Origin of the sequence: Filimonas lacunae (genome assembly GCF_002355595.1) — a bacterium.
Taxonomy (GTDB): Bacteria; Bacteroidota; Bacteroidia; order Chitinophagales; family Chitinophagaceae; genus Filimonas; species Filimonas lacunae.
In genome coordinates this window covers 4,602,242-4,624,130 of sequence record NZ_AP017422.1, presented here as the reverse complement: position 1 = coordinate 4,624,130, position 21,889 = coordinate 4,602,242, and the positions used below count along the sequence as shown (strand labels likewise).

Here is a 21,889-nt window from a genome sequence, read left to right as displayed (position 1 = left end):
TTACACCTGGTCCTGTGAAAAAATTTATATAGAAAAAAAGATGCTTTATTTTTTCTGTATCTGTGTTGTTTAATTATTTTGCATTCGTTCCACTCCACAAATACTTCGTACACATCCCTTGCGGGATGTTTTTCTGTAAGGCATAACACGCGGCCTTTGCTGCACTGGTGTGTTATGTAATTTATTAAGTTAAAAATATAGCAATGTTCACTGCTGAAACTGCAAGGCTTTTAATGGCTTTGGCTGATGGAGAGGAGCGTGCGCTTCATCGACTGGAAGTGCGACTCCATAAACAAGTATTTGACCTCTGTTTGGGAATTGTAAAAAGAGCTGATCTGGCCGAAGATGCCAGGCAGGAGTGCTTTATTTTATTATTAGGCGATCAGCAACATTATAAAGAAGTCAAATTTCCGGGCCGTTACTTCCAGCAATGTTGCATAAATAAGGCTTATGATTTATTGGAAGAGGAAGCAAAAAATTCCACCGAAAACATCGAACTGATAGTGAATAAAGTGGATATGGATAGTTATGAAAGGGGTAGTCCGTTCAAACACCGGTTGATGGATGTAATGGAAATGGGTATTGAGCGGCTGCCCATGCGCCGCCGTATGATTATGGGGATAAAACGCTCTCAGGGTATTACCAATGCACAGATTGCAGACAAGCTGGGTATTGCAAAGCTGACAGTAGACAAAACCATTCAAAATGCCATCCGTGATATCAGGGAATATGCACAGCAGCATATGAACCCTGATATGTAACCTTATTTAATGGAAGATATCTAGTTATAAAAATGGACATATATAACGAGGAAGATTACCAGGAATATTTATGCATGCGCTATTTCTACTGCCGGTCTACGGAGGAAGAGCTGAAGGCATTTTTTGTGATCATGAAAAATGGGGAAGGGAGAGGGGCAATGGCCCGTTTTCTGGAAAAGGAACAGCTGAGCGGGCAGTTGGAAGCGCGCATGCGCCATGCCGACAGAATTGTTATAGACTCACGCAGGGCATTGGGGCAGCAACGCGTAAAGCCCTGGATGATAGATACGGGTTTAGCAACTATCGCGGTGGCGCTGTTGCTGGTGATAGGTATTCCGTTGTACAACAGGCTGCCTGCCCGTAATCAGCAGCAACCGGTGGCAGAGATGGTAAGCAGGCCTGATAAGGAAGCGCCTGTTACTTGTATCAGGCTGCAGGATGGTAGCAGACTGTATCTGACACAAAAATCGCGATACAGGCCGGCGCCCGGTTTTGGCATCACTAACCGGGATATTACTTTATATGGAGAAGCTGTTTTTGATGTGGCTGCTAATGCCCGGCTGCCTTTTAAGGTGCATACGGGTTTGCTGCAAACGCAGGTGTTAGGCACTGTGTTTAAAGTGCAGGCTTATGCTCATGAACCCGTGCGTATTTGTGTAAAAGAAGGCAAAGTGCAGGTGGCGCAGCAAGGGCAGCAACCTGTTTTGTTACAGGCAAACCAGGCGCTGAGTTATCAGCCCTTGTCCGGCACTATCGACCGGTTTCAGATGGCTGGCGGGGAAGCAGCAGCATGGATGGCGCATGGGATAGCGTTTAATCAGTTGCCTGCCCGTGATATTGCCGCGTCTTTATCTATGTGTTTTGGGGTGCCTATACGGGTGAAGAGCAGCGTGCCTGCACAGGAATCTGTCAGCTTGTATTTACAAGGTACGGAACAACTCAACGAGGTGCTGGGCGAGTTTGCCCGAACGCTGGAAGCAACCTATGTGATAGGTAAGTCGGAAGTAGTGATTCAATAACGTGTCTGGATAAATTCTTTTAACCACTATAAAAAAATAGCAATTGTGAATAAAATAGCTGTTTTTCCGATACCTACTTTTTGCCATTTAGCACTCTATATAAGTGTACAGTTTTGTGGAGTAGTCCGGAGCCAGGAACAACATCCGGCAATGGTAGCAACAACGCGTGGTCCCTTGGGGGTATAATACGCTATCGTTTGCCTGGATGCGGCTCCGGAGCAAATTGTACTTAGGTATCAAAGCCGGCGCCTTTCCAGGCGCCAGCCGCTTTTTTATTCCCCGCAACGATTTCTTTAATGCCCTTTTATGAAACTAAATCATCTTAAAAAATATTGTAGTCTGCCAGGAATATTCCTCTTATTTTTTTGGGGAACATCAAATGCAGTGAAGGCGCAACAGGTGCCGCTAATAGAAATAGGTTTTGGCAAAACCCGTCTGGTAGCTGCATTGCAGCAACTAACGAAGCAGGGTTATTTTTTTACCTGTAATTACCAGTTGTTGGAGCGTTTTACCATTGAAGCGGTACCGATAGCTAAGCGCAGCCCGGCGGAGTTGCTGGATCTGTTGCTTAAAAACACAGGCTATACCTATGAAGTAAAAGGCTATAACATTGTTATTTATCGCCACCCTGAAAAAACACCAACAGTAGCACCGGTGGTAAAAGAGCTGTGTTGGAAAGGCAGGGTTACCGATGCAGCTAATCATCCTTTACAAGGGGCTACCATCCGGTTAAACAACCATGTTTGCAGCATCAGTAATGAACAGGGGGAATTTGTGGCGGCCCATGGTAACCCGGGCGATTGCTTGCAGGTAGAGTGGGTGGGATTGTTACCTTTTATCAGCAAGCCTTTGTACAGGGATACGGTGTTGCAGGTGGTGCTGCGAATGGATCCGGACAGTAATTTAGAAGAAGTAGAAGTGCAAACGGGTTTTCAGTCATTGCCCAAAAACAAACCGCCCGGAGCTACTGCTGCTGTCACCGGTTCTTTGCTCAGGAAGCCGCAGAACGGGGGACTGTTGAATCGCCTGGAGGGCAATGTGCCGGGATTGATGGTGATTCGCAATATCCAGGAAGGCAGCCTGCGCAACGAAGGCGTACTGAGCCTTGATGGAAGAACCACTATTCATTCCAACCCCAACCTGCTGGTGGTGTTAAACAACTTTAAATTTACAGGTGCTATCAGCGATATTAATCCCCTGGACATAGCCTCCATTACCGTGCTTAAAGATGCGGCAGCAGCGGCCATGTGGGGGGAATTGGCTGGTAACGGGGTTATTGTAATTACCACAAGAAGTGGATATATTCATTACAAGCCTTCTGTCACTGTTGCCGGTGCACTTACCCTGGGGCAACGGCCCAACCTGTATGCTACGCCTTATCTCAACAGCCGTTCTTACCTGGAAGTAGAAAGCTTTGTGGCGGCACAGCAAAAAAACAGTCTGGGAGGTGTTTACACAATCGTAAGCCCTGCTGCGCAAATCCTTTGGGAGCGGTCTCAGAACAAACTCACTGCGGCCGATTCGGCACAGCAATGGAACAGCCTGGCCCAAAGGGATATATGGCGCGATGTGTCCAGGCTGTACTACCGGCCTTCTGTGTTACAGCAATATGCCGTAAATGTGTCCGGAGGGGGTAAGTGCAGCCATTACTATTATGGGGTAGGGTATAGCGCCAACAGGCTCACGAAAATAAGTAACACACACCGGCAGCTCACGCTTACGGGTAATCATACCTGGTGCTGGTGGCAGGGACGTGTGGAAATGAATCATACTTTCCTGTTCCGGCAACTGCATACCCAAACCGATGATGGCGGCCAGTTGCCTGCCTGGCCTTACCTGCAGCTGGCCGATCCGGACGGAAAGGCCTTAGCGGTTCCTTTTTCCTATGCCCAGGGTTTTAAAGACAGTGCCGGGCTGAAGCAGGTGCTTGACTGGAACTACCGGCCTTTGGAGGATATTCGTTTAAGCGATCATCGCAAAACGGGGGGCCTGTTCCTGGCAAGTACTGCTATAAAGCTGGCTGTTACCAAAGAGCTGTCGGCCAGTATCAGTTACCAGCTTACCGCGGAAACCAGTGAAGATAAAAATTATCTTTCCCCCGAAAAGTATTTCGTCCGCAACCTGGTGAATGTATTTTCAGTGCCCGACTACGCCAGCGGGCGGCTGTTGCGGCAGGTGCCGGAGGGGGCTATACTCAACCAGGCCAATATACAGAACAAGGTCAATGATATACGGGTGCTATTGCAGTTTGCCCGCAAAACGGCACGTGGCGATAGCATCAGTGTGCTGGCGGGCTGGGATGAGCATGCGGCCACTTCCTGGGAAGGGGCTACCCGGTGGTATCACTATCAGCACGATCAGGGCACAGGAATTATTATGGATAATGCCATGGCATTACCTACGTTGTTGCCTGGTGTGGTTATGCGCATTCCTTCCGGTTTGTATGCCTTAAAAACGATCAATAACGCCCGGGCTTACTATGGTCAGTTCAGTTATTCGCTGCGGGATAAATACACCGCTAAGGTGAATATACGCAGGGATGCATCCAACCTGTACAAAGGCAATGAAAGCTTCCGGGGCAGGCCATTATGGGCAATAGGGCTGGGGTGGAATATCTGTAAAGAAGCTTTTTACCATTACCCGGCCTGGCCGCGCCTTACCTGGCGGGCCTCCTATGGCTTTTTAGGCAACGCTAATAACACGGTATCCAATGCTACCACCATGAATGTGTCGGGAGCAGTGAACCGCTATGGCGAGGCTTCAGGCACGGTGCTTAATCCTGCCAACAGCAACCTCCGGTGGGAAAAAGTAAGTATTCTCAACACCGGGCTGGAGTTTACCTCCGGCAACAAGCGCTGGTGGGGCAGTGTGGAGTGGTACGAAAAACAGGGCCGGGATTTGATAGGAGAAGGTAAAATGAATCCTACATTGGGAGTACAAACCTATACCGGCAATACAGCCCGTATGAAAACCTGGGGCTGGGACATATCCCTGGGAGCACAGCTATGGAATACCAGACGGTGGAAATGGCAGGTGTTGTGCTGGATGAGCCTGAATAAAGACAAGGTTACTTACTACTGGTCGCCGGACAAAAAATTACCTATCTCTGCTTTTCTGCGCAATGCGGCTTTAACGCCCCGGAACGGGTTTCCATTATACGGTGGATATGGTTATGTGTATTATGGCCTTAATAGCGAAGGCGAAACGGTGGGCAGGTTAAACGGTAACCGCAGTACTGCCTATAATCTGATTGCTGCTTCCAGTGATTTTGATAATCTGCGTTTTATGGGTTCGCTGCAGCCCACCCGGTTTGGCAGCTGCACACAAAGGCTGGAGTATAAAGACTTTGGCTTGCAGATACAATGCTTATACAAAGGGGGATATGTTTTCAGGCGTACAGGAGTGGATTATACCGATTTGTTTGCCGGCGGGCATGGACATACGGATGTAAACCTGCGCTGGCAAAAGCCGGGAGACGAGTTGCACACTATTGTGCCGCGTATGGTATACCCGGCCAACCAGCAACGCGATGATCTTTACCTGTATTCTGATGCCCAGATGCAAAAAGGCGATCACCTGCGGGTGAAAGAGGTGCAGCTGAGCTGGGACCTCCGCAAAGAAAAGTATCACTGGCTGCCATTCAATCAGCTTGGCCTGTATACCACCGTAAGCAATGTGGGCATCCTGTGGAGGGCTAATCATTATGGCATTGACCCCGATGCTTATCCGTATGCGAACGAACAGGTATGGCCCGAGCCCCGCAATTACACCATTGGTTTTACTGTCAATTTATAAATATGAAAAAAAATACCTGTTACCTGTTGCTGGCAGGTTGCCTGCTGGGCGCTTGCCGTAAAGATTTCCTGGATCAGAACGCTGTAAGCAGTAATAAAATACCGGCCACCGTGGCCGATGGCTGGTTGTTGTTAAACAACGAAACAGATATGGATAAAGCGCCTGTGTTGCAGATAGCCAGCGGCGATGATTATTATTTTACCGGCGATTACTGGAACATGTTGCCACCCTTACAGCAGCGCACCTACATCTGGCAAAGCAACCTGCTGGAGGGTGAGGAAAATGTATACGACTGGAGCATGCCTTACCGGCAGGTGATGGTGTGCAATGTGGTGCTGGCTACACTGGCCAGGTTACCCGAACAGGCTGCCGATACCAGCTGGCGCAATGCAAAGGCTACGGCTTTGTTTAAACGGGCCTTTGCTTTCTTTAACCTGGCGCAGTTGTTTGCGCCTCCCTTTCACCCGCAGCTGGCTAACACCTTGCCAGGTATTCCTTTGCTGCTGCTGGGCGATGTCAATGAACCTGTGGTGCGTGCCACTCAGTACGAAACCTATCAGCAAATACTGTCCGATTTACAGGAGGCTGCCCGCGTTTGTGTGCAGTCTGTGCCCGATAGCATTCGCAATCATGCCAACAAGGCGGCCATTGATGCCCTGCTGTCGCGTGTATACCTGAACATGCACGACTATGCGGCTGCCGGTAATTATGCCGATAGTTGTTTGCAGCTATGGGATAAGCTGATCGATTATAACACGGTGAATAGTAAAGCGGATATCCTGTTTCCGGTAAGGAACGATGAAAACCTGTATAATGCCCGGGTACCCAACTCGCAGTTTCAATCGTTGATGCCGTTGATTGGGGCTGCTTATATCGATACCCTGTTGTTGCAGCAATACAGCAGGCAGGACCTGCGCAAAACTATTTTCTTTACATCAGCCGAGCGCCCGCGCAGAAGAAATTTTTACGACGGCATGCAGGCTACTTTATACGCTGGCCTGGCAGTGGACGAAGTGTATCTGAACTATGCAGAATCCCTGGCCCGCAACGGGAACAGGGATGCTGCTATGGAATGGTTAAACCGGTTGTTGAAGAAACGCTATTCCACGGGCCAGTTGCCGGTGCTTACCGCCGTTGACGCCGGCGAGGCATTGACATGGGTGCTTACAGAAAGAAGGAAGGAGCTGGTGATGCGTGGATTGCGCTGGCTGGACCTCCGGCGGTTAAACCAGGAGGGGGATAGCATTACGGTTACCCGCTATCTCAACGGAACACTACACGCACTTTTGCCCCGCAGCAATCTGTACACCCTGCCTATACCCGACGACGCACTTGCCGGCACCCAAATGGTGCAGAATAGCCGTTAGTGTTTTCGGTGGTTGGCAGCCAGCCTGCCTTGCTGGGTGATGGTGATGCCGGATAAATCCAGGTATTGACCCCAGGTGCAAATGGTATAGGTAAGGGGGTTGAGGTTGCTGACATAATAGGTGCAGGGAGTAATGGTGGAGTTTTGCAGGCAGACAAAGTCGGAGGAAGCGGTCGTGTATACACCATTCAGGCGGATGTATTGTTGCTCATTCTCGCAAATGGACTGGCGGGTAGTTCCGGCGGCCATGGCCATGGCAAAAGAGCCTGCCATAGCGATGGCATACATGGTAATGTGTACAATTTTCATAATTATGCGGCATTTAATGTGGGATAATGGAGTAAATACGAGCTTGACGGGGTGTTAGGTTGTTGCCGGTATATTACAACCAAAGCCGCCCATGGGCGGCTTTGGTATATTTATTCTTTAGGAATCGGTTTCCCGGTCTTCCGGAATTTTCCACCAGTCTTCCACGGTGGTTTGACTTACCCCACTGATGGTGCAACCGGTAGTGACCAGGTAACCACCTATACGGGTTGCTATATCCGGCAGGGTAGAATGAATGCCTAATAAAATAAAACCCATGGCTATCAGTGCCAGGCCTATTAATCTCACCTTTTTAAAGAAGGCAGGCGTTGGCGCCTTTATTCTTGCTATAATACTGGATAATTTTTCCATGTTTATTTTGTTTTTGAATGAATAATAGAAGAGGGGGCGAAGCGTTTATTCTTCGCTGATAATCCGCAGGCGCACTTCTTCTTTTTTGTCTAAGGCGGCATAGACCAGTTTTACCAATGGCTCAAACACAGCACGGGAACTATTGCCGCAGCCGGGAGCAGTAAGGGAACTGACGGGAGAGATACACCCTTGCAGTTCTTGTAAAGCATTGTTGGCCGGGTGAATCAGTATCAGGCTGCGGTCAGGTACTGCTCTCAGTATCAGGTGATATCCCCGGTCTTCGCTGTGCCGCTTCGCTAACTGGTAACTGCCTTCGGGTATGCACGATATATGCCGTTGGTTTTGCAGCCAGGGGAGTTCTATGGTAAAGCAAAAGAGCTTACCATTTACCGCCAGCTGGCCATTCGTGCCTTTGTGGTGATACCGCCGGGTAAGTAGTAGTTCCATAGGCTTACTGTCCTTTGAAGGTGGTGGAAATGATATCACTTTCCTGGCCTATCTCTGTACCGTTGTTCCAGAAGCGGCCCATGTATTCCCGGTTTTCAGGAATGCCAGCCTGTGTTAATGGGCGTGTATCCTGGAAAGGACTGGTAGTGGCGCCATGAATTAATGCTTCCCAACCCATAGAGCCTTTGATGCGTGTAAAAATAGTAACGCCTTTCTGGCCTTTTTTGGTGAACCGGATGCTGATATGGTCAGGATAAGTAGCCAGCTTTATCACTGGGCGCATTACTACCTTATCTAATGCTGTAGTAACATACCCTACAATGCCTAGTTCTTTACCTATGTTTTCGGTATAGTTGGGATGACGTTTCATGCGGATGGCAAAATCTGCCAGTTGCTGCAGCTCATTTTTCGCCAGCAGGTTTTTCTTTTCTACTGCCTCATTTTGTTCTTTTTTCTTCACTGTTACGTTACCAATGGTGCTTTTTACAATAGTAGCCAGGTCTGAAATAGTTGTTAACTCTATAGCTGTTAGCCCCAGGTTGGGTCCGTGTATCTGGGCTTTTTCGTTGTAGTTACCGGTCCACATAGCTTTTTCAGCATCGTTTCGAGGTATAAAATGGGAATAGTTTGTAGCCATGATGTAATTTTTTTAAATGATCAATGCTTTTTTCTGTGTCTGTTGGCACATTTGCTATGCTATAGTGTAATGGTCATGCATAGTATGGCATGTTTAACGTGTGTCACTGCAGGTTTGCCTCATCCTGGCGCTTGTTTACATGCTGCTTATTCATTATGGCGGTGCAAACAGGCAGTAATGGTAGTTGAGGCTGTAATGTTTGACGGTGTACTTACACGTATCATGTATAACCATGCACATGTTGCTGCTACTATAGCACTAGTTGCCAGGGACTGGGAAATGTTTACAGGTTGCAATGCACTATGCTTGCTTAGGAAAGCACACCTCCCTTTTGCCGCTTTAACTATCCGGCGTTTCATGTGCATATTGCACCTGCCGGTTGCATATGTTTTGTAAACAGCTGTAAATAGCCCCCGCTGCCTGCGAACAGTGCACTAGTCAGCTGTAATAATGCACTGTTACCTGTTACTCCTCCTGTATAATGCTACAGGTGTGCAGGCGGGAAAGCCAGTGTTGCAGTGCCTTACTGCAACTGTATGCTGCCTGTTTCCTTATAGCCATTAATACCGTAACACATTGTACTAAACCCGGACAGCTTTGCTTTCTTCTGCGCAGTAACCGGTAAAAAAGCGTAGAGCTGTTACCGGGCGAACGGCCGTTCTGTACGTGTTGCCCGCAACTGTGATGTAAAATTGCAAAGCCCTGCAATTATTTCCTGAGCGGAATTCTCCCGAATATTGTCAAATGCAGTAGGGACGCGGGAAAATTGCAAAAAAGTTGTGCATAAAATGCAGTATGAAAATGTGTAATGTTTTTTAAATGGTTAGTAATGAGAGGTTAATAGATTGTATTCTGCTATATCCATTCGCATTTATTCCGATGAAAGTATGAAGAAGCCCGAAAACACTGCGTTTCCGGGCGTGGGGGAGTTTATTTCTTTCTTAGTTCCTTTATCAGTAAACTGGTTTTGTGAATGTCATTCATAGCCAGCGTTTGTGTGTCTTCCAGGAAATTGATCTTCTGGTGCCGGCGTTGTGTGTAGGCAACAAGAGAGGAGGGGTCGATGGTTGGATTATGAATTACTGTAATGTGCGCGCAGAAAAACTCACAGATCTCCAGGAAGGTATGTTTTTTCAACAGACCTGCTCTTTCTGCAAATTGCTTCAGGTAAAAAGAAAGTTCCATAGGTGTTTTGTCTGTTTGTAATCGGGTAGTAGGTTGAGGAGAGGCTACAGTATGTGGACTGTCTGTTTCTATAGATATAATTTCATATTTGAAATAAGGCTCCAGTAATTCTTTAAGTGTGGGTTTGAACGGACACGCGATATGATAAGGGGAACGGCGATATAACCCCAGGGTAGCGTTGCTGACTTCAAAGCTGCGTGTGCATATATAATTAGTGCGTTGATGTATGTTGGTGAGCTGCTGCTGTTGCCGGGTGTGATATTGCATGTAGTATTGAACAAAATAGGAAGTGTTAAACTCCAGTTGCACCAACAGAAACAGCAGTTTGGCGGTATCCATTTTCTTTTCACACAATGACAGCAGGGCTTCCTGCACCACATCGCAGTATTTCACCACCTTATACAACAAGGGGGTGCCAGGTGTTACATGCGTCAGCTGTTTAAAATAATCCTGCAATACTTCTGCTAAAACGGTGTCTGTGGCAGCCTGTAAGGCGGGCAGCCACAGGGCTGTTTTTTGGTGCCATTTTTCTTGCTGTGTGAGCAGCCAGCTATAAGGCACCACGCTGTTAGGGGGAATGTAAACAGATAAAGGGCCCTGGTAAAACTGATCGTATAGCTGCAGGCAGGTGGCATGCAACGGTTGCCATTTTTGCTTGTCGGGCGATTGAAGGCTGAGTGCATATAGGGTTTCTAAGGTGGATACAAAATCAGGAAATAACAGATCCAGTACTTTTTCTGTATCCGGTTCGTATACATAATCGGTAATAGCAGCTTGCAACTGCGCACTGCTGGTGATAATACTGTCCAGGTTTGCATGGGGATGCTGAAACTGTTGCTGGCAGTCATCGAGAAAAGTTTTCATGGCACAAGGCAAAGTGTTCATGGTTGTAGCGTTGGCTACCATATTAGTATTATTTATTTGATGATGATAAATAGCAGGCTATTAAAAGCCGCTACTATAATAGAGTGGAGAAGTGCTAAAAATAGGTATCGCAAAAGTGAAAAATATTTTTTTTCTTTTTCCTGTTATACACTTTTTGTTCCGCCCTTCTGTATATATAGATGGATACTTAAAAATGGTGTGAACTTTTTATCACTGTAGGGTACAGTGGTTTGTTTGGGTCTTGTCAGATACGGGCTGCTCTTTTGGGCGGCCTTCTCTTTTTTATAGGCGCGCTCTGTCAAGTGTACCTCGCTCTTGTATGCTGTATTCCTTTTTATTATTTGTATTCAACGGTACTTTAATAAAAACAGCATAGTATATGGGCGAAACTGCAATTATTATAGGTGCCGGTCCGGCCGGTCTTACAGCGGCTTACGAGCTGCTTACCCGTTCGGGCATTACACCCGTGATATTAGAAAAAAGCGGCGATATAGGCGGTATATCCAAAACTGTTAATTATAAAGGCAACCGTATGGATATGGGGCCGCACCGCTTTTTTAGCAAAAGCGACCGTGTGATGAACTGGTGGCTGGATATGTTTCCGCTGGATACGAGTACCGGTGGCGCGGCTACTATCAGCTATCAGAACAAAAAGCGCGATATACAATCCAAGCCAGGTGCTGCGCAGCCGCGGGAGAAAGACAAAGTGATGCTGGTGATTCCCCGCTTAACACGTATCTATTTCCTGCGCCGTTTTTTTGCCTATCCTATACAGCTGTCTATCGATACCCTCAAAACGTTAGGACCTGTTCGTACTGTGAAGATTGTTTTCAGTTATCTCTACGCCCGTTTTTTTCCGCGTAAACCCGAAAAAAGCCTGGAAGATTTTATCACCAACAAATTTGGCAAACAGCTGTACCTGCTATTTTTTAAAGACTATACCGAAAAGGTATGGGGCATACCCTGTAACGAAATCTCCGCCGAATGGGGCGCGCAACGTATCAAAGGCGTATCACTCAGCAAAGCCATTTCGCATGCTATTAAAACCATGGTAAAAAAGCCACAGGGCGATCTGGGGCAGAAGGGTACCGAAACCAGTTTGATTGAACAGTTCCTGTATCCCAAGCTGGGAGCAGGGCAGTTGTGGGAGCATGTGGCCGATGCGGTGCAGGCCATGGGTGGCACTATTATCCGCCATCAGGATGTAAAGGAAATTGTTACGTATAACAATAAAGTTACCGGTATCAGCACGGTGAATACGCTCACCGGTGAAACCAATCATTACTCCGGGGAATACTTCATCAGCACCATGCCCGTGCAGGAATTAATTGCCGGTATAGCCGCTGCACCGGAAGAAATAAAACATATTGCGGCGGGCTTGCAGTACCGCGATTTTGTAAACGTAGGGGTATTGCTGAAACGCTTAAGTGCCAAGGATAAAAAAACAGGCGTGTACAAAGAAATAACCCTGGATGATAGCTGGGTGTATATCCAGGAAAGGGAAGTGAAACTGGGCCGCCTGCAGGTGTATAACAACTGGGGTCCGGGCATGGTTAAAGATCCGAACACCACCTGGCTGGGGCTGGAATATTTCTGTAACAAAACAGATGCGTTCTGGGCACAAACAGATGAACAGATTAAAAAGATTGCCATTGATGAACTCATTTCTATTGAGCTGATTCATCCCAATGATGTACTGGATATCACGGTGCAACGTATGGAGAAAACATACCCTGCTTACTTTGGTACCTACGAGCAGTTCGACCAGGTGAAAGATTTCCTGGAGCATTATCCCAACCTGTTTTTAGTAGGCCGCAATGGCATGCATAAATATAATAACACCGATCACAGCATGCTTACCGCAATGGTAGCCGTAGATAATATACTGGATGGGGTGAAAAGTAAAGACAATTTGTGGAGCATTAACACAGAGCAGGAATATCACGAAGAAAAGAAAGAAACCGAAGAGCCAAAGGTGAAAGTGGTGCATCCGAATGCCCATAAGCCCAGCCTGGTAAAATAAAATATATTGTACTATAAAAAATCCGGTGCGCGGTTGTCCTGGCCGTTCACCGGATTTGTTGGTTAAGGCCGCTTCGTTAGCACAAAAATAGTGTCGCAACGACCCTTGCCATCAAAGTTGCCCAGGTTGCCCCGTATGGGCATGCTGCCCGGCGTGTCGCGGGCCACAGGTGTGTACAGGCGGTTGGTGTCTGGGATAGTGCACGAGCCTGTTTCCAGGTCTTCGAGGTACACATACACGGGGCTGGCCGCTTTGCGGCTGAAGGCCATAGCGCTGCCGGCTACCGCCAGCAAAACAATCAGTCCCACGCTGAAATGGGCTTTCGTTGTCATAGTTGTCGATTTTATTGGTTTACAAAGTACTGAGAACACACCGGTAGGCAGGATCAGTTGCCGGTGCCCGTAGGTACACGGTTTTTCATATGACGTCTGCCGTTTTTACTATTGGTCCGAAAAAAAGAAGCCCAATGTAGAAACAAAGGGCTCTTAACAAAACTAACTGCTAAAAGAACATCTTTATAGCCTTTACTATTGTGCATTGCATGTCAATGTAGCGGTAATTGGTGAGGCGCTGCACCGTACCCTGCGCTGCTATATAATAGAAGGAATATTGAATTACCGCTAAAGTAAAATAGTCCCTTGAATTAACCGCTGTTCATTTTGTTCAGTTTCAGTGGGTTGTTCAGAAAATGAAAAATATTTTACATTTTTATTATTTGTTTTCAAAATTAAATCTACTTTTAAGTCACCGGTTTACTTGTGTTTCTGGTCTTCGCTATATCTTAGTATTATTATCGTCCAATATTTCTTCCTGTAAAAAACTGCACAACCTTTGTATATGCTTTTGCGTATTATAGGATGTGGTGCTTTTATGTTCATCAGCGAAAAGTTCTAACGAAACGGACAATATGGATAGCGAGGATAATATACTATTGAATAAACAATTGCTGCTCAATATCTCCGAAAACGATATTGAATCATTCAACCGGTTTTTTCAGCTGCAAAAAGAACGGGTGTATGATGTGGCATTGAAAATGACCCGCAGCCACGAGATAGCGCAGGAGCTGTCGCAGGATTTCTTTTTAAAATTATGGGACAGAAGGGAAGATCTTACCTCTGTGCAAAACCCGGCAGCCTATGTATATATGAGTGTGTATTACATGGCCATCAACTACCTCAAGCGCCGCGGCAATGAAGCCCGCATACTGGAACTGCGCCGCATGGCATCTCCCCATTATAGTAACGATACACAGGAACGTATTGACGAAAGGCAGCTGCGTGGCTATATTGATAAAGCAGCATTGTTGTTACCCCGCCTGCAGCAGCAGGTGTTTCAACTGCGTTATATTCACCAGGAAAGCTACGAAGCTATTGGCGAGTTGCTGGGTATTACCCGGGGCACGGCGCAAAGCTATTTCCATTTAGCGCTTAAATTTATACGGGAATATATTGATAAGCAGTTTTTGCCGCCGTCTAAAATGGGCAATACAGGCAATGCAGGTATGCTGGTGCTGGTAATGCTGTTACAGCAGTATCATTGATGAAAGGCCAGGCTGAATAATAATATAATTACAAATATTACTTCCAGGTAAATGGCCAGCGCCAGTAAAATATCGGATATATCTATATGATCATATCTTTTCAGTGCTGCAACTGTATACACTTCCGTAGGGGCGCCTTGCTTCTGTCTTTCCGTTACAATCAGTTCTAACACGCGGGGATAAGTGGGCCGGTCTTTTTTTACCAGGTCGGTAAAGGGCCTTTCTTTCGCTTCTTTGTTCAGGTGCTGCTTATGCCGGCGCGTAATACTTTTTAAACCATATACACGGCCCATAAAATCGGCATAGGCGGCCAGGTCTTTGTAGTCGTCATTGGCTCTGTGGGGGAGGGTGTCCAGGTAAAACAGCTCCTGAGTTTTCATAGCAAACAGTTAATGTTGGGGTGAGGTATATACAATGGTCACCTGCTTTTGCAGCATCTCTGTTCTGGCCATTAAATAGCCGCAGTATAACAGCAGCAGCTTAATCATCACACACAGCATCAGGAAGGCAGTGCGCCAGCTTTTATGAATACGGATGGTCGGTGTGCTGATGATAGCGGCAACGGAATCGTCTTTATATCGTAGCGTTTTCATACACTTAAAACTACAGTTTTACCGGCAGCAAAAAAAACTTTACTTTTTTTTCATTTTTTCATTGAGGTTTCTGTTTCCCGGTTGTCGTATTAGTATATGACCTTTCAACAACTATACAGGGAAGCGGGAAATGACCGTTTGATAGATCTGCTGATGATGCGGGATGCGGATGTATTAAGCCCCGCAGAAGCACAGGAACTGGCGGATCTCATCACCAGCCGTCCCGAAATGCAGGGTATAGTGTTGATGTACGAACTGGAGAAGGAATCACTGGAACATGAAACTATTATTATACAACCTGTTGTAAAACGCCGTATGCTATTGGGTATGCCGGTGCGCAGGGCAGTGGCAGTAGCTGCTGCCAGCCTGCTGGCCGTGGCGGGCACTTATATACTGGTGAAGCAATTGCATGCACCTGCCACTACCAGCAGCACAGCTGCCATTACCCCTGCTGTAAAGCAGGATGTGCAGCCCGGTAAAAACCGCGCCGTACTTACGCTGGCCAACGGGCAGCAGATTGTGCTGGACGATGCCGGTAAGGGCAATGTAGCGGCACAGGGCAATACACAGATTATTAAACTGGATGATGGCAAACTGGCCTATAACGCAGATAAGAAACTACCAGGCGGCAATTCAGGGTTTAATACCATTACCACTCCCCGGGGAGGCGTATATATCATACAGCTGCCCGATAAAAGCATGGTATACCTGAATTCCGCTAGTAGCCTGCGTTTTCCGGTGGCTTTCACTGGTAAGGAACGAATAGTGGAGATGACAGGTGAAGCTTATTTTGAGGTAGCGAAGAACAGCAGCCAGCCTTTTCAAGTAAAGGCAGGGTTGCATACGGTACAGGTATTAGGAACGAATTTCAATATCAGCGCTTATCCTGAAGAATTGGTAAGCACAACGCTGCTACAGGGACTGGTGAGGGTTACAAACGGGGACGTAACTCAACAGCTGGTCCCAGGTACGCAGGCACAAAGTAATGGCCCGGGCATAACGCTGGTAAAGCATCCCGATCTGGCCGATGTAATGGCATGGAAGGAAGGAGTGTTTCGTTTTAACGAAACAACCATTGATGATATCATGAAACAGTTGGCTCGCTGGTATGACATTGAGGTGGTATATGCCGCCAACAGGAAACCATCCGAGCATTTCATGGGTACTATTCAGCGCAACGTACCCTTGTCACAGGTCCTTCATCTTTTGGAACTAACGGGCAGTATTCACTTCACCATTCAGGGTAAAACAGTAATGGTGCATTAACAAACGATGTTGACAACGTAACTACCGGGAAAACTTACAAACCGTACCACTATGCAAACAACTGCCCCAATCCAGGCTCTGGAGATGGAAGAGCTTCTTATGCGCTTTAAAGAAGGCCACCGAGATGCACTTGACAAAGTGTACAATTTATTCGCCGCTAATTTGCTGTATACTGCACAGGGTATACTCAAAGACCAGCTGGAAGCGGAAGACATTGTAATTGATGCGTTTCACAAATGCTGGCTGAAACGCGAATGTTTCGATTCTTTACAAAAAGTAAAATCTTATTTGTATGTCGTTATTAAACATGCTTGTTTTCACGCATTGGACAAGGCAAAAGCGCGTAATACAAGCATTAAGGAAATTACGTATCTCACGGAAGACGAAAGGGAAGAGTACATGCTCCAGCGCATGCTGAAAGCAGAATTGTTAAAAACGGTATACGACGAAATAGCAAAACTGCCCACCAAGGCTAAAGATCTGCTCACGCTGATTTATGTTAATGGCCTTAGCACCAACCAGATATCCGACTATATGCAAATACCCGCACAACACGTGCGCGTAAATAAAAGCAGGGCATTACACCTGTTAAAGCAGTCGCTGGTAGGCCGCTACGCTTTTTAATAAAAAGGTATGTGTTGATTTTCAGCTGCTTTTAAGGTGGTTTTTGTTATACAAGAATGTAATAACACCTTCTTTATAATATAAATAATTCAAGCGGCATGAAAAAACACTCACAGCGCCTGGCTTACCTGTTAGGAACCTATTTAGGCAGCAGTTTAGACATATATGAAGAAATTGAGTTAAAAACCACGGCACTGGACGATGCAGATGTGGAAGAGATGGTAGAAGAGTTTCTGGTGCCTTTGGAACACGTGAAAGATCCATTGGAAGTGTATCCGGACCGGAAACGGATGGCCGCGATGCACTGGAAATTGATAACGGCCATTAATGAAGACTGATAGAGGTCAGGTTCCTTTGTTTACTTGTGTTTGTTCCCCTAATTTGTTACAAATCAACGGTAATTTATAGCAATTAACCATTGCTATAAATTATGCAACAAACGCTTACCGTGGGGCGGATGGGGTTCCGTCAGTTTGTTTTTGGGTTACATAAGGATATGCTTGTCATTACCCTGCTGGGCATGACGAGCATGTTTTTCTTGTATAAAGTGATATACCCTTACCCTGATTTTTATTTCGATTCTTACCATTACATTAACCTGGCTTTGGATTCGGAGTTTAAAACCGTATGGCCAATTGGTTATAGTCTGTTTTTAAGAGCGGTGCATGCTATTGCAGCTTCGGGCTATTTGCTGGTGGTGGTACAGTATCTATTGCTACAATTTTCTAGTTTGTGGTTGGCTTTTACGGTGTTTTACTATTTCAATCCACCTAAATGGATAAAGGTAACCCTACTTACCTTTATGGCGGTAAACCCACTTTATCTCTATTTGGCTAACCTGGTTTCCAGCGATATATTATTCACTGCTTTAAGCCTGGCGTGGTTAACCATTCTTATACAGATGGTGTTTGATGCTAAAATGTGGCATGCGTTGTTGCAGGGGCCTTTGCTGGCTTATCTATTCCTGATCAGATACCAGGCGTTATACTATCCTTTGGTGATGCTGGCTGCCTTGTGGTTGGCTGAGTTTAATGTGCTGTGGAAGGTGATTTCTGCATTAATTGCTTTTGGGTTGATGGGATGGATAATACATACTACTAAAGTTAATAATCAGCGGCGGTATGCTATGAGTGATTTTTCAGGGCAGAGTGGTTGGATACTGGCCAATAATGCGATGTATATGATTCCTCATATCAACAAAACAAAAAGTGATTTTACTTCAGAATATTCCCTGAAACTTGACCGGTTTATAGATAGTTTTTTTCGGGTGCGAGCTTTGGCTAAGCGTGATATTACTCCCTGGGATGGGCCGAAGTTTATGTTGCAGGATGGAGGAATGTGGAATTATTTGTGGACTACCAGCGAGCGATGGATTGGGCATCGAGGGGAAGCTTTTTGGGGCTATAATAGACTGGGGCCTCAGTGGAAAAACTATGGTAAAGATTTGATACTAAGCCATCCATTGGCGCATGTACGTTATTACCTGCTTCCTAATGCGGGGGTGTATTTGCTTCCATTACAGGAACAATTTAAAGAGTACAATATGGGGTCTGATATGGTTACCAAAGAACAACTGGGATGGTTTCAGTTTCCTTATAACAGGGTAGGTGCACACTGGGTAAAAGGTTCTTTTTACCTTACCTGGATATTTCGCCCACTTTTTTTGCTACTGAACCTGTATTTGTTGATAGGAGGTGTCATACTGATAAGGCAGAAAAAGCATTTTCTGCTAGCGCCGGTGCATAAGAATCTACTGATACTAATGGCAGTGTTTTTTGTACTCAACGCTGCCTTCTTAATTGTAGCTGCTCCTGTAATGATGCGCTATATGGTGTTTGGATTAGTGTTAGGTGTTGTCCTGGCGTTATTAATCACTCCACTGTTATTTATACGTTATGCAAATACTGAACAGCCCAGCGCCCAGTAGTGATGCTGGTAAAACAGAAACAAAAGATCTGTTTACTGTTGCTATATTAGCTATGGTGGTAGTGTTTGTAGTGTATAAAATAATTTACCCGTTCCCTGATTTTATGCCGGATTCCTATTTCTACATGGGAATGGCCAAAGACAAATATCAATTAGTACCTCATATATGGCCGGTAGGGTACGCCTGGTTTTTGCGTACCCTGCATTTTTTTTCTAGCGGGCATTATGTATATGTAGTAGTGCAATACCTTTTTTTGCAACTATTCAGTCTGCACTTTTTAGCTACGCTTTTTAAGGTGTTTAATCCCCCTAGAAGGATAAAGATAACTATGTTGGCCTTCCTGGTTTTTAATCCTATGTATTTATACCTGGCTAATTTAATAGCTAGCGATGCGGTGTTTATAGCCTTAACTGTTGCCTGGTTGCATATATTGGTGTTAATGGTTACAAAGCCCCAATGGTGGCATTTTTTAGCACAGGTACTTTTGTTAACCTATTTAATGATATTACGGCTTCAGGCTTTATACTATCCGGTATTACTGCTAATAGCATTGTTTTTTACCCGGTATACGTTTATTGCAAAAGCAGCTACTGTTGTAGGAGTTGCTTTTTTAATGGGTTGGTTTGTAACTGCAACCAAACAGGCGAATGAAAAAGCGTTGGGCATTAGAATATTCAATGGATTCAGTGGTTATCAGTTGGCGAATAATGCTATGTACATGTATCCTTATATTCAGCATGATACGAATGTATTTGCGCATACCCCACAGGCAGAGATTGACAGGCATGTAAGGGAGTACAACGATACCGCGTATAGAAATCGTGCTTATATCACTCCTTTTGACGGCCCGGGGTTAATACTCACTTTCGACGGGCCTTTGAAATATCATGAAAAGGTAACGCTGCATCTTCGCAATCCTGACAAGAGCGGCTTATGGTGTTATCATAAAGCAGGCGAGGATATGGCTTTATATGGTCGAAAATTGATTGTTGAGCATCCCATTGCTTACGCCCGCTATTACTTGCTACCAAACGTAATCAATTACTTACTACCTATGGAAGAGCAATTCTGGAAATACAATGAAGGGCACGACTATGTATGGCTAGTAGCGCAGCAATGGTTTGGTTTGCAAAACGGTGTGTATTGTTACTGGCTGTTTGGATCGCACTATGTTGCGCAGGTATTTAAATGCTTTTTTCTCTGGTTAAATGGGATGTTGCTGGGTTTAGGCATTGTGGTGTTGAGTAGCAGGGCGTACAAAAGATTACAAGTCTGTCAGGGAAAGGTATTGTTAGTATTGAGTGTTGCATTTGTCTTGAATGCCTTATTTAGCATACTGGCTTCGCCGGTCATGTTTCGTTACCAAGTATATGCGATGTTTATGGGCTGGATTATTTTATGGCTATTCCTGCCTCTTACAGGTTTGGTGGCTTCCGGTCAGATGTTCCGTGCTAAAAACTCCGTTGTTCCTGATAAGGGCTTGTAATAAAGGAAATTGTTACCGATAAAAAGATGTAACTGATGAAGAAAACTGCCATTATCATCGGGGCTGGCCCTGCTGGCTTAACAGCTGCCTATGAATTGTTGACACGCACAGATATAGTACCAGTAATATTAGAAAAAAGCGGTGATATTGGTGGCATATCCAAAACGGTAAATTACAAAGGCAATAGAATTGACATAGGAGGGCACCGGTTCTTTTCCAAAAGTGACCGTGTAATGAATTGGTGGTTGCAATTTATGCCGGTACAGGATGATACAGGTGCTTTAGAAATTAGCTACCAGAATAAAACCCGCCAGCTAAACAGTAGGGGTGAGATAAAGCAGGGGCAGGAGGATAAAGTGATGTTGGTACGTAACAGGCTATCCCGGATTTATTTTCTGCGCAAATTTTTCTCTTATCCTATCAAGTTATCAGTAGATACGTTACGGAAGCTGGGACTGGTAACTACTTTCCAAATTATGTATTCCTACTTGCATGCGCGGTTAAGGCCTTTAAAAGAAGAAAAAAGCCTGGAAGACTTTTTTATCAACCGTTTTGGCAAAAAGCTATACCACCTGTTTTTTAAAGATTATACAGAAAAAGTATGGGGCGTGCCCTGTAAAAATATATCTGCCGAGTGGGGTGCGCAGCGTATTAAAGGGGTAAGCATCAGTGCCGCCTTAGCTCATGCGGTGAAATCTGCTTTATATAAAGAAGGCAAGAAAAAAGGTGACATCCATCAAAAGGATGTAGAAACTAGCCTGATTGAAAAATTTCTGTATCCCAAATTCGGCCCCGGCCAGCTATGGGAAGAAGTAGCCCGGCAGATACAGGAAATGGGGGGCACTATCCTGATGCACGAAAATGTGCAGGGTATAGAAGGGCATAAAGGGAAAATTGCCTCGATTACTACCCAAAATGCCTACACGAACGAATGCACTTCCTGGGAGGGGGATTATTATTTCAGTACTATGCCAGTGCAGGAGCTAATTGCGGGCCTAGATGATGTGGTGCCTTCTGCGGTGCAGCAAATAGCGGCTGGCTTGCAATATCGTGACTTTATTACCGTAGGAGTGCTGCTGAAAAAACTTTCCAGCAAGCTGGAAGATACCTGGATTTATATACAGGAGAAGGATGTAAAAGTTGGCCGCTTGCAGTTGTTTAATAATTGGAGTCCGTTTATGGTAAACGACCCTGACACTGTGTGGGTAGGTATGGAGTATTTCTGTAACACCACCGATGATTTCTGGAAGCAGCCTGATGAAGCTATTAAACAAACGGGTATAGCGGAATTGAAAAAAATGGGGTTAGCCTTGCCGGAAGATGTGCTGGATGCAACCGTGTTACGGATGGAAAAAACATATCCTGCTTATTTTGGCACCTATGAGCGATTCGATGAATTGCGCCGGTTTACTGATCAATACACCAACCTGTTTTTAGTGGGCCGTAATGGCATGCATAAATACAATAATGCCGATCATAGCATGCTTACGGCTATGGTTGCTGTGGATAATATTGTGGCCGGCTATAGCAATAAAGATAATATCTGGAGTATTAATACCGAGCAGGAATACCACGAAGAGAAGAAAGAAGAAGTGGCCAGGGTTACGGTGGTAAATGCAACACCGGCACCTAACCTGGTTAAATAATAACATACCCA

Annotated in this window: 20 protein-coding genes; 12 read left to right on the top strand and 8 right to left on the bottom strand. The window is 45.6% G+C overall.

Annotated features, from left to right (window positions below; translation table 11 throughout):
• Positions 1-203 precede the first annotated feature (203 nt).
• The 4 genes from FLA_RS18295 (at position 204) to FLA_RS18280 (ending at position 6,942) form a co-directional block, all read left to right on the top strand.
• Entirely contained in the window at positions 204-761 is a 558-nt protein-coding gene (locus FLA_RS18295) for an RNA polymerase sigma factor (RefSeq protein WP_076378749.1), read from the top strand.
• A gap of 32 nt (positions 762-793) precedes the next feature.
• Positions 794-1,780 carry a FecR family protein gene (locus FLA_RS18290; protein WP_076378747.1) on the top strand — a complete coding sequence of 329 codons (987 nt, stop codon included), beginning with the start codon at positions 794-796 and terminating at the stop codon, positions 1,778-1,780.
• Positions 1,781-2,164: 384 nt separating this feature from the next.
• Positions 2,165-5,575 (top strand): TonB-dependent receptor plug domain-containing protein, encoded by a 3,411-nt coding sequence (locus tag FLA_RS18285; RefSeq protein WP_159445092.1) that lies wholly within the window; start codon positions 2,165-2,167, stop codon positions 5,573-5,575.
• A 2-nt stretch (positions 5,576-5,577) separates the two neighbouring features.
• On the top strand, positions 5,578-6,942 hold the full coding sequence (locus FLA_RS18280) for a RagB/SusD family nutrient uptake outer membrane protein (protein ID WP_076378743.1): 1,365 nt from the start codon (positions 5,578-5,580) through the stop codon (positions 6,940-6,942).
• On the opposite strand, the gene FLA_RS18275 is transcribed toward FLA_RS18280, so the two are convergent.
• From FLA_RS18275 to FLA_RS18245, 5 genes are all read right to left on the bottom strand, one after another.
• The gene (locus FLA_RS18275; protein ID WP_076378741.1) at positions 6,939-7,250 is read right to left on the bottom strand and encodes a hypothetical protein; all 312 of its coding nucleotides are present in this window, start codon (positions 7,248-7,250) and stop codon (positions 6,939-6,941) included. The genes FLA_RS18280 and FLA_RS18275 overlap by 4 nt on opposite strands.
• 117 nt (positions 7,251-7,367) lie before the next feature.
• A complete protein-coding gene (locus FLA_RS18270) occupies positions 7,368-7,619 on the bottom strand; it encodes a hypothetical protein (RefSeq protein WP_076378739.1) in 252 nt (83 codons plus the stop codon).
• Between the two features lie 45 nt (positions 7,620-7,664).
• Positions 7,665-8,066, bottom strand: coding sequence for a DUF5675 family protein (locus tag FLA_RS18265; protein ID WP_076378737.1), 402 nt, complete (start codon positions 8,064-8,066; stop codon positions 7,665-7,667).
• Between the two features lie 4 nt (positions 8,067-8,070).
• Complete coding sequence (locus FLA_RS18260) at positions 8,071-8,703, bottom strand: hypothetical protein (protein ID WP_076378735.1); 633 nt, start codon at positions 8,701-8,703, stop codon at positions 8,071-8,073.
• Positions 8,704-9,633: 930 nt separating this feature from the next.
• Positions 9,634-10,752, bottom strand: a complete 1,119-nt coding sequence (locus FLA_RS18245) for a hypothetical protein (RefSeq protein ID WP_144264020.1) — start codon at positions 10,750-10,752, stop codon at positions 9,634-9,636.
• Between the two features lie 400 nt (positions 10,753-11,152).
• Between FLA_RS18245 and FLA_RS18240 the strand changes: the two genes are divergently transcribed.
• Positions 11,153-12,796, top strand: a complete 1,644-nt coding sequence (locus FLA_RS18240; RefSeq protein WP_076378727.1) for an NAD(P)/FAD-dependent oxidoreductase — start codon at positions 11,153-11,155, stop codon at positions 12,794-12,796.
• Positions 12,797-12,858: 62 nt separating this feature from the next.
• On the opposite strand, the gene FLA_RS18235 is transcribed toward FLA_RS18240, so the two are convergent.
• Positions 12,859-13,128, bottom strand: coding sequence for a hypothetical protein (locus FLA_RS18235; RefSeq protein WP_076378725.1), 270 nt, complete (start codon positions 13,126-13,128; stop codon positions 12,859-12,861).
• Positions 13,129-13,703: 575 nt separating this feature from the next.
• Here FLA_RS18235 and FLA_RS18230 point away from each other — a divergent pair.
• A complete protein-coding gene (locus FLA_RS18230; RefSeq protein ID WP_076378723.1) occupies positions 13,704-14,336 on the top strand; it encodes an RNA polymerase sigma factor in 633 nt (210 codons plus the stop codon).
• On the opposite strand, the gene FLA_RS18225 is transcribed toward FLA_RS18230, so the two are convergent.
• Together FLA_RS18225 and FLA_RS18220 are read right to left on the bottom strand one after the other, a co-directional pair.
• The gene (locus FLA_RS18225) at positions 14,330-14,716 is read right to left on the bottom strand and encodes a hypothetical protein (protein WP_076378721.1); all 387 of its coding nucleotides are present in this window, start codon (positions 14,714-14,716) and stop codon (positions 14,330-14,332) included. The genes FLA_RS18230 and FLA_RS18225 overlap by 7 nt on opposite strands.
• Positions 14,717-14,725: 9 nt before the next feature.
• Positions 14,726-14,929: a hypothetical protein gene (locus FLA_RS18220; protein ID WP_076378719.1), complete on the bottom strand. Its 204-nt coding sequence runs from the start codon at positions 14,927-14,929 to the stop codon at positions 14,726-14,728.
• Positions 14,930-15,025: 96 nt separating this feature from the next.
• Here FLA_RS18220 and FLA_RS18215 point away from each other — a divergent pair, with 96 nt between their 5' ends.
• The 6 genes from FLA_RS18215 (at position 15,026) to FLA_RS18190 (ending at position 21,878) form a co-directional block, all read left to right on the top strand.
• On the top strand, positions 15,026-16,195 hold the full coding sequence (locus FLA_RS18215) for a FecR family protein (RefSeq protein WP_084206195.1): 1,170 nt from the start codon (positions 15,026-15,028) through the stop codon (positions 16,193-16,195).
• A gap of 51 nt (positions 16,196-16,246) precedes the next feature.
• Complete coding sequence (locus FLA_RS18210; RefSeq protein ID WP_084206194.1) at positions 16,247-16,819, top strand: RNA polymerase sigma factor; 573 nt, start codon at positions 16,247-16,249, stop codon at positions 16,817-16,819.
• 98 nt (positions 16,820-16,917) lie between these two features.
• Positions 16,918-17,157 (top strand): hypothetical protein, encoded by a 240-nt coding sequence (locus tag FLA_RS18205; protein WP_076378713.1) that lies wholly within the window; start codon positions 16,918-16,920, stop codon positions 17,155-17,157.
• A 92-nt stretch (positions 17,158-17,249) separates the two neighbouring features.
• Positions 17,250-18,746 carry a hypothetical protein gene (locus FLA_RS18200; protein WP_076378711.1) on the top strand — a complete coding sequence of 499 codons (1,497 nt, stop codon included), beginning with the start codon at positions 17,250-17,252 and terminating at the stop codon, positions 18,744-18,746.
• Positions 18,715-20,232 carry a hypothetical protein gene (locus tag FLA_RS18195; RefSeq protein WP_076378709.1) on the top strand — a complete coding sequence of 506 codons (1,518 nt, stop codon included), beginning with the start codon at positions 18,715-18,717 and terminating at the stop codon, positions 20,230-20,232. The genes FLA_RS18200 and FLA_RS18195 overlap by 32 nt, the downstream gene beginning before the upstream one ends.
• A 35-nt stretch (positions 20,233-20,267) precedes the next feature.
• Positions 20,268-21,878, top strand: a complete 1,611-nt coding sequence (locus FLA_RS18190) for an NAD(P)/FAD-dependent oxidoreductase (RefSeq protein WP_076378707.1) — start codon at positions 20,268-20,270, stop codon at positions 21,876-21,878.
• Positions 21,879-21,889 lie beyond the last annotated feature (11 nt).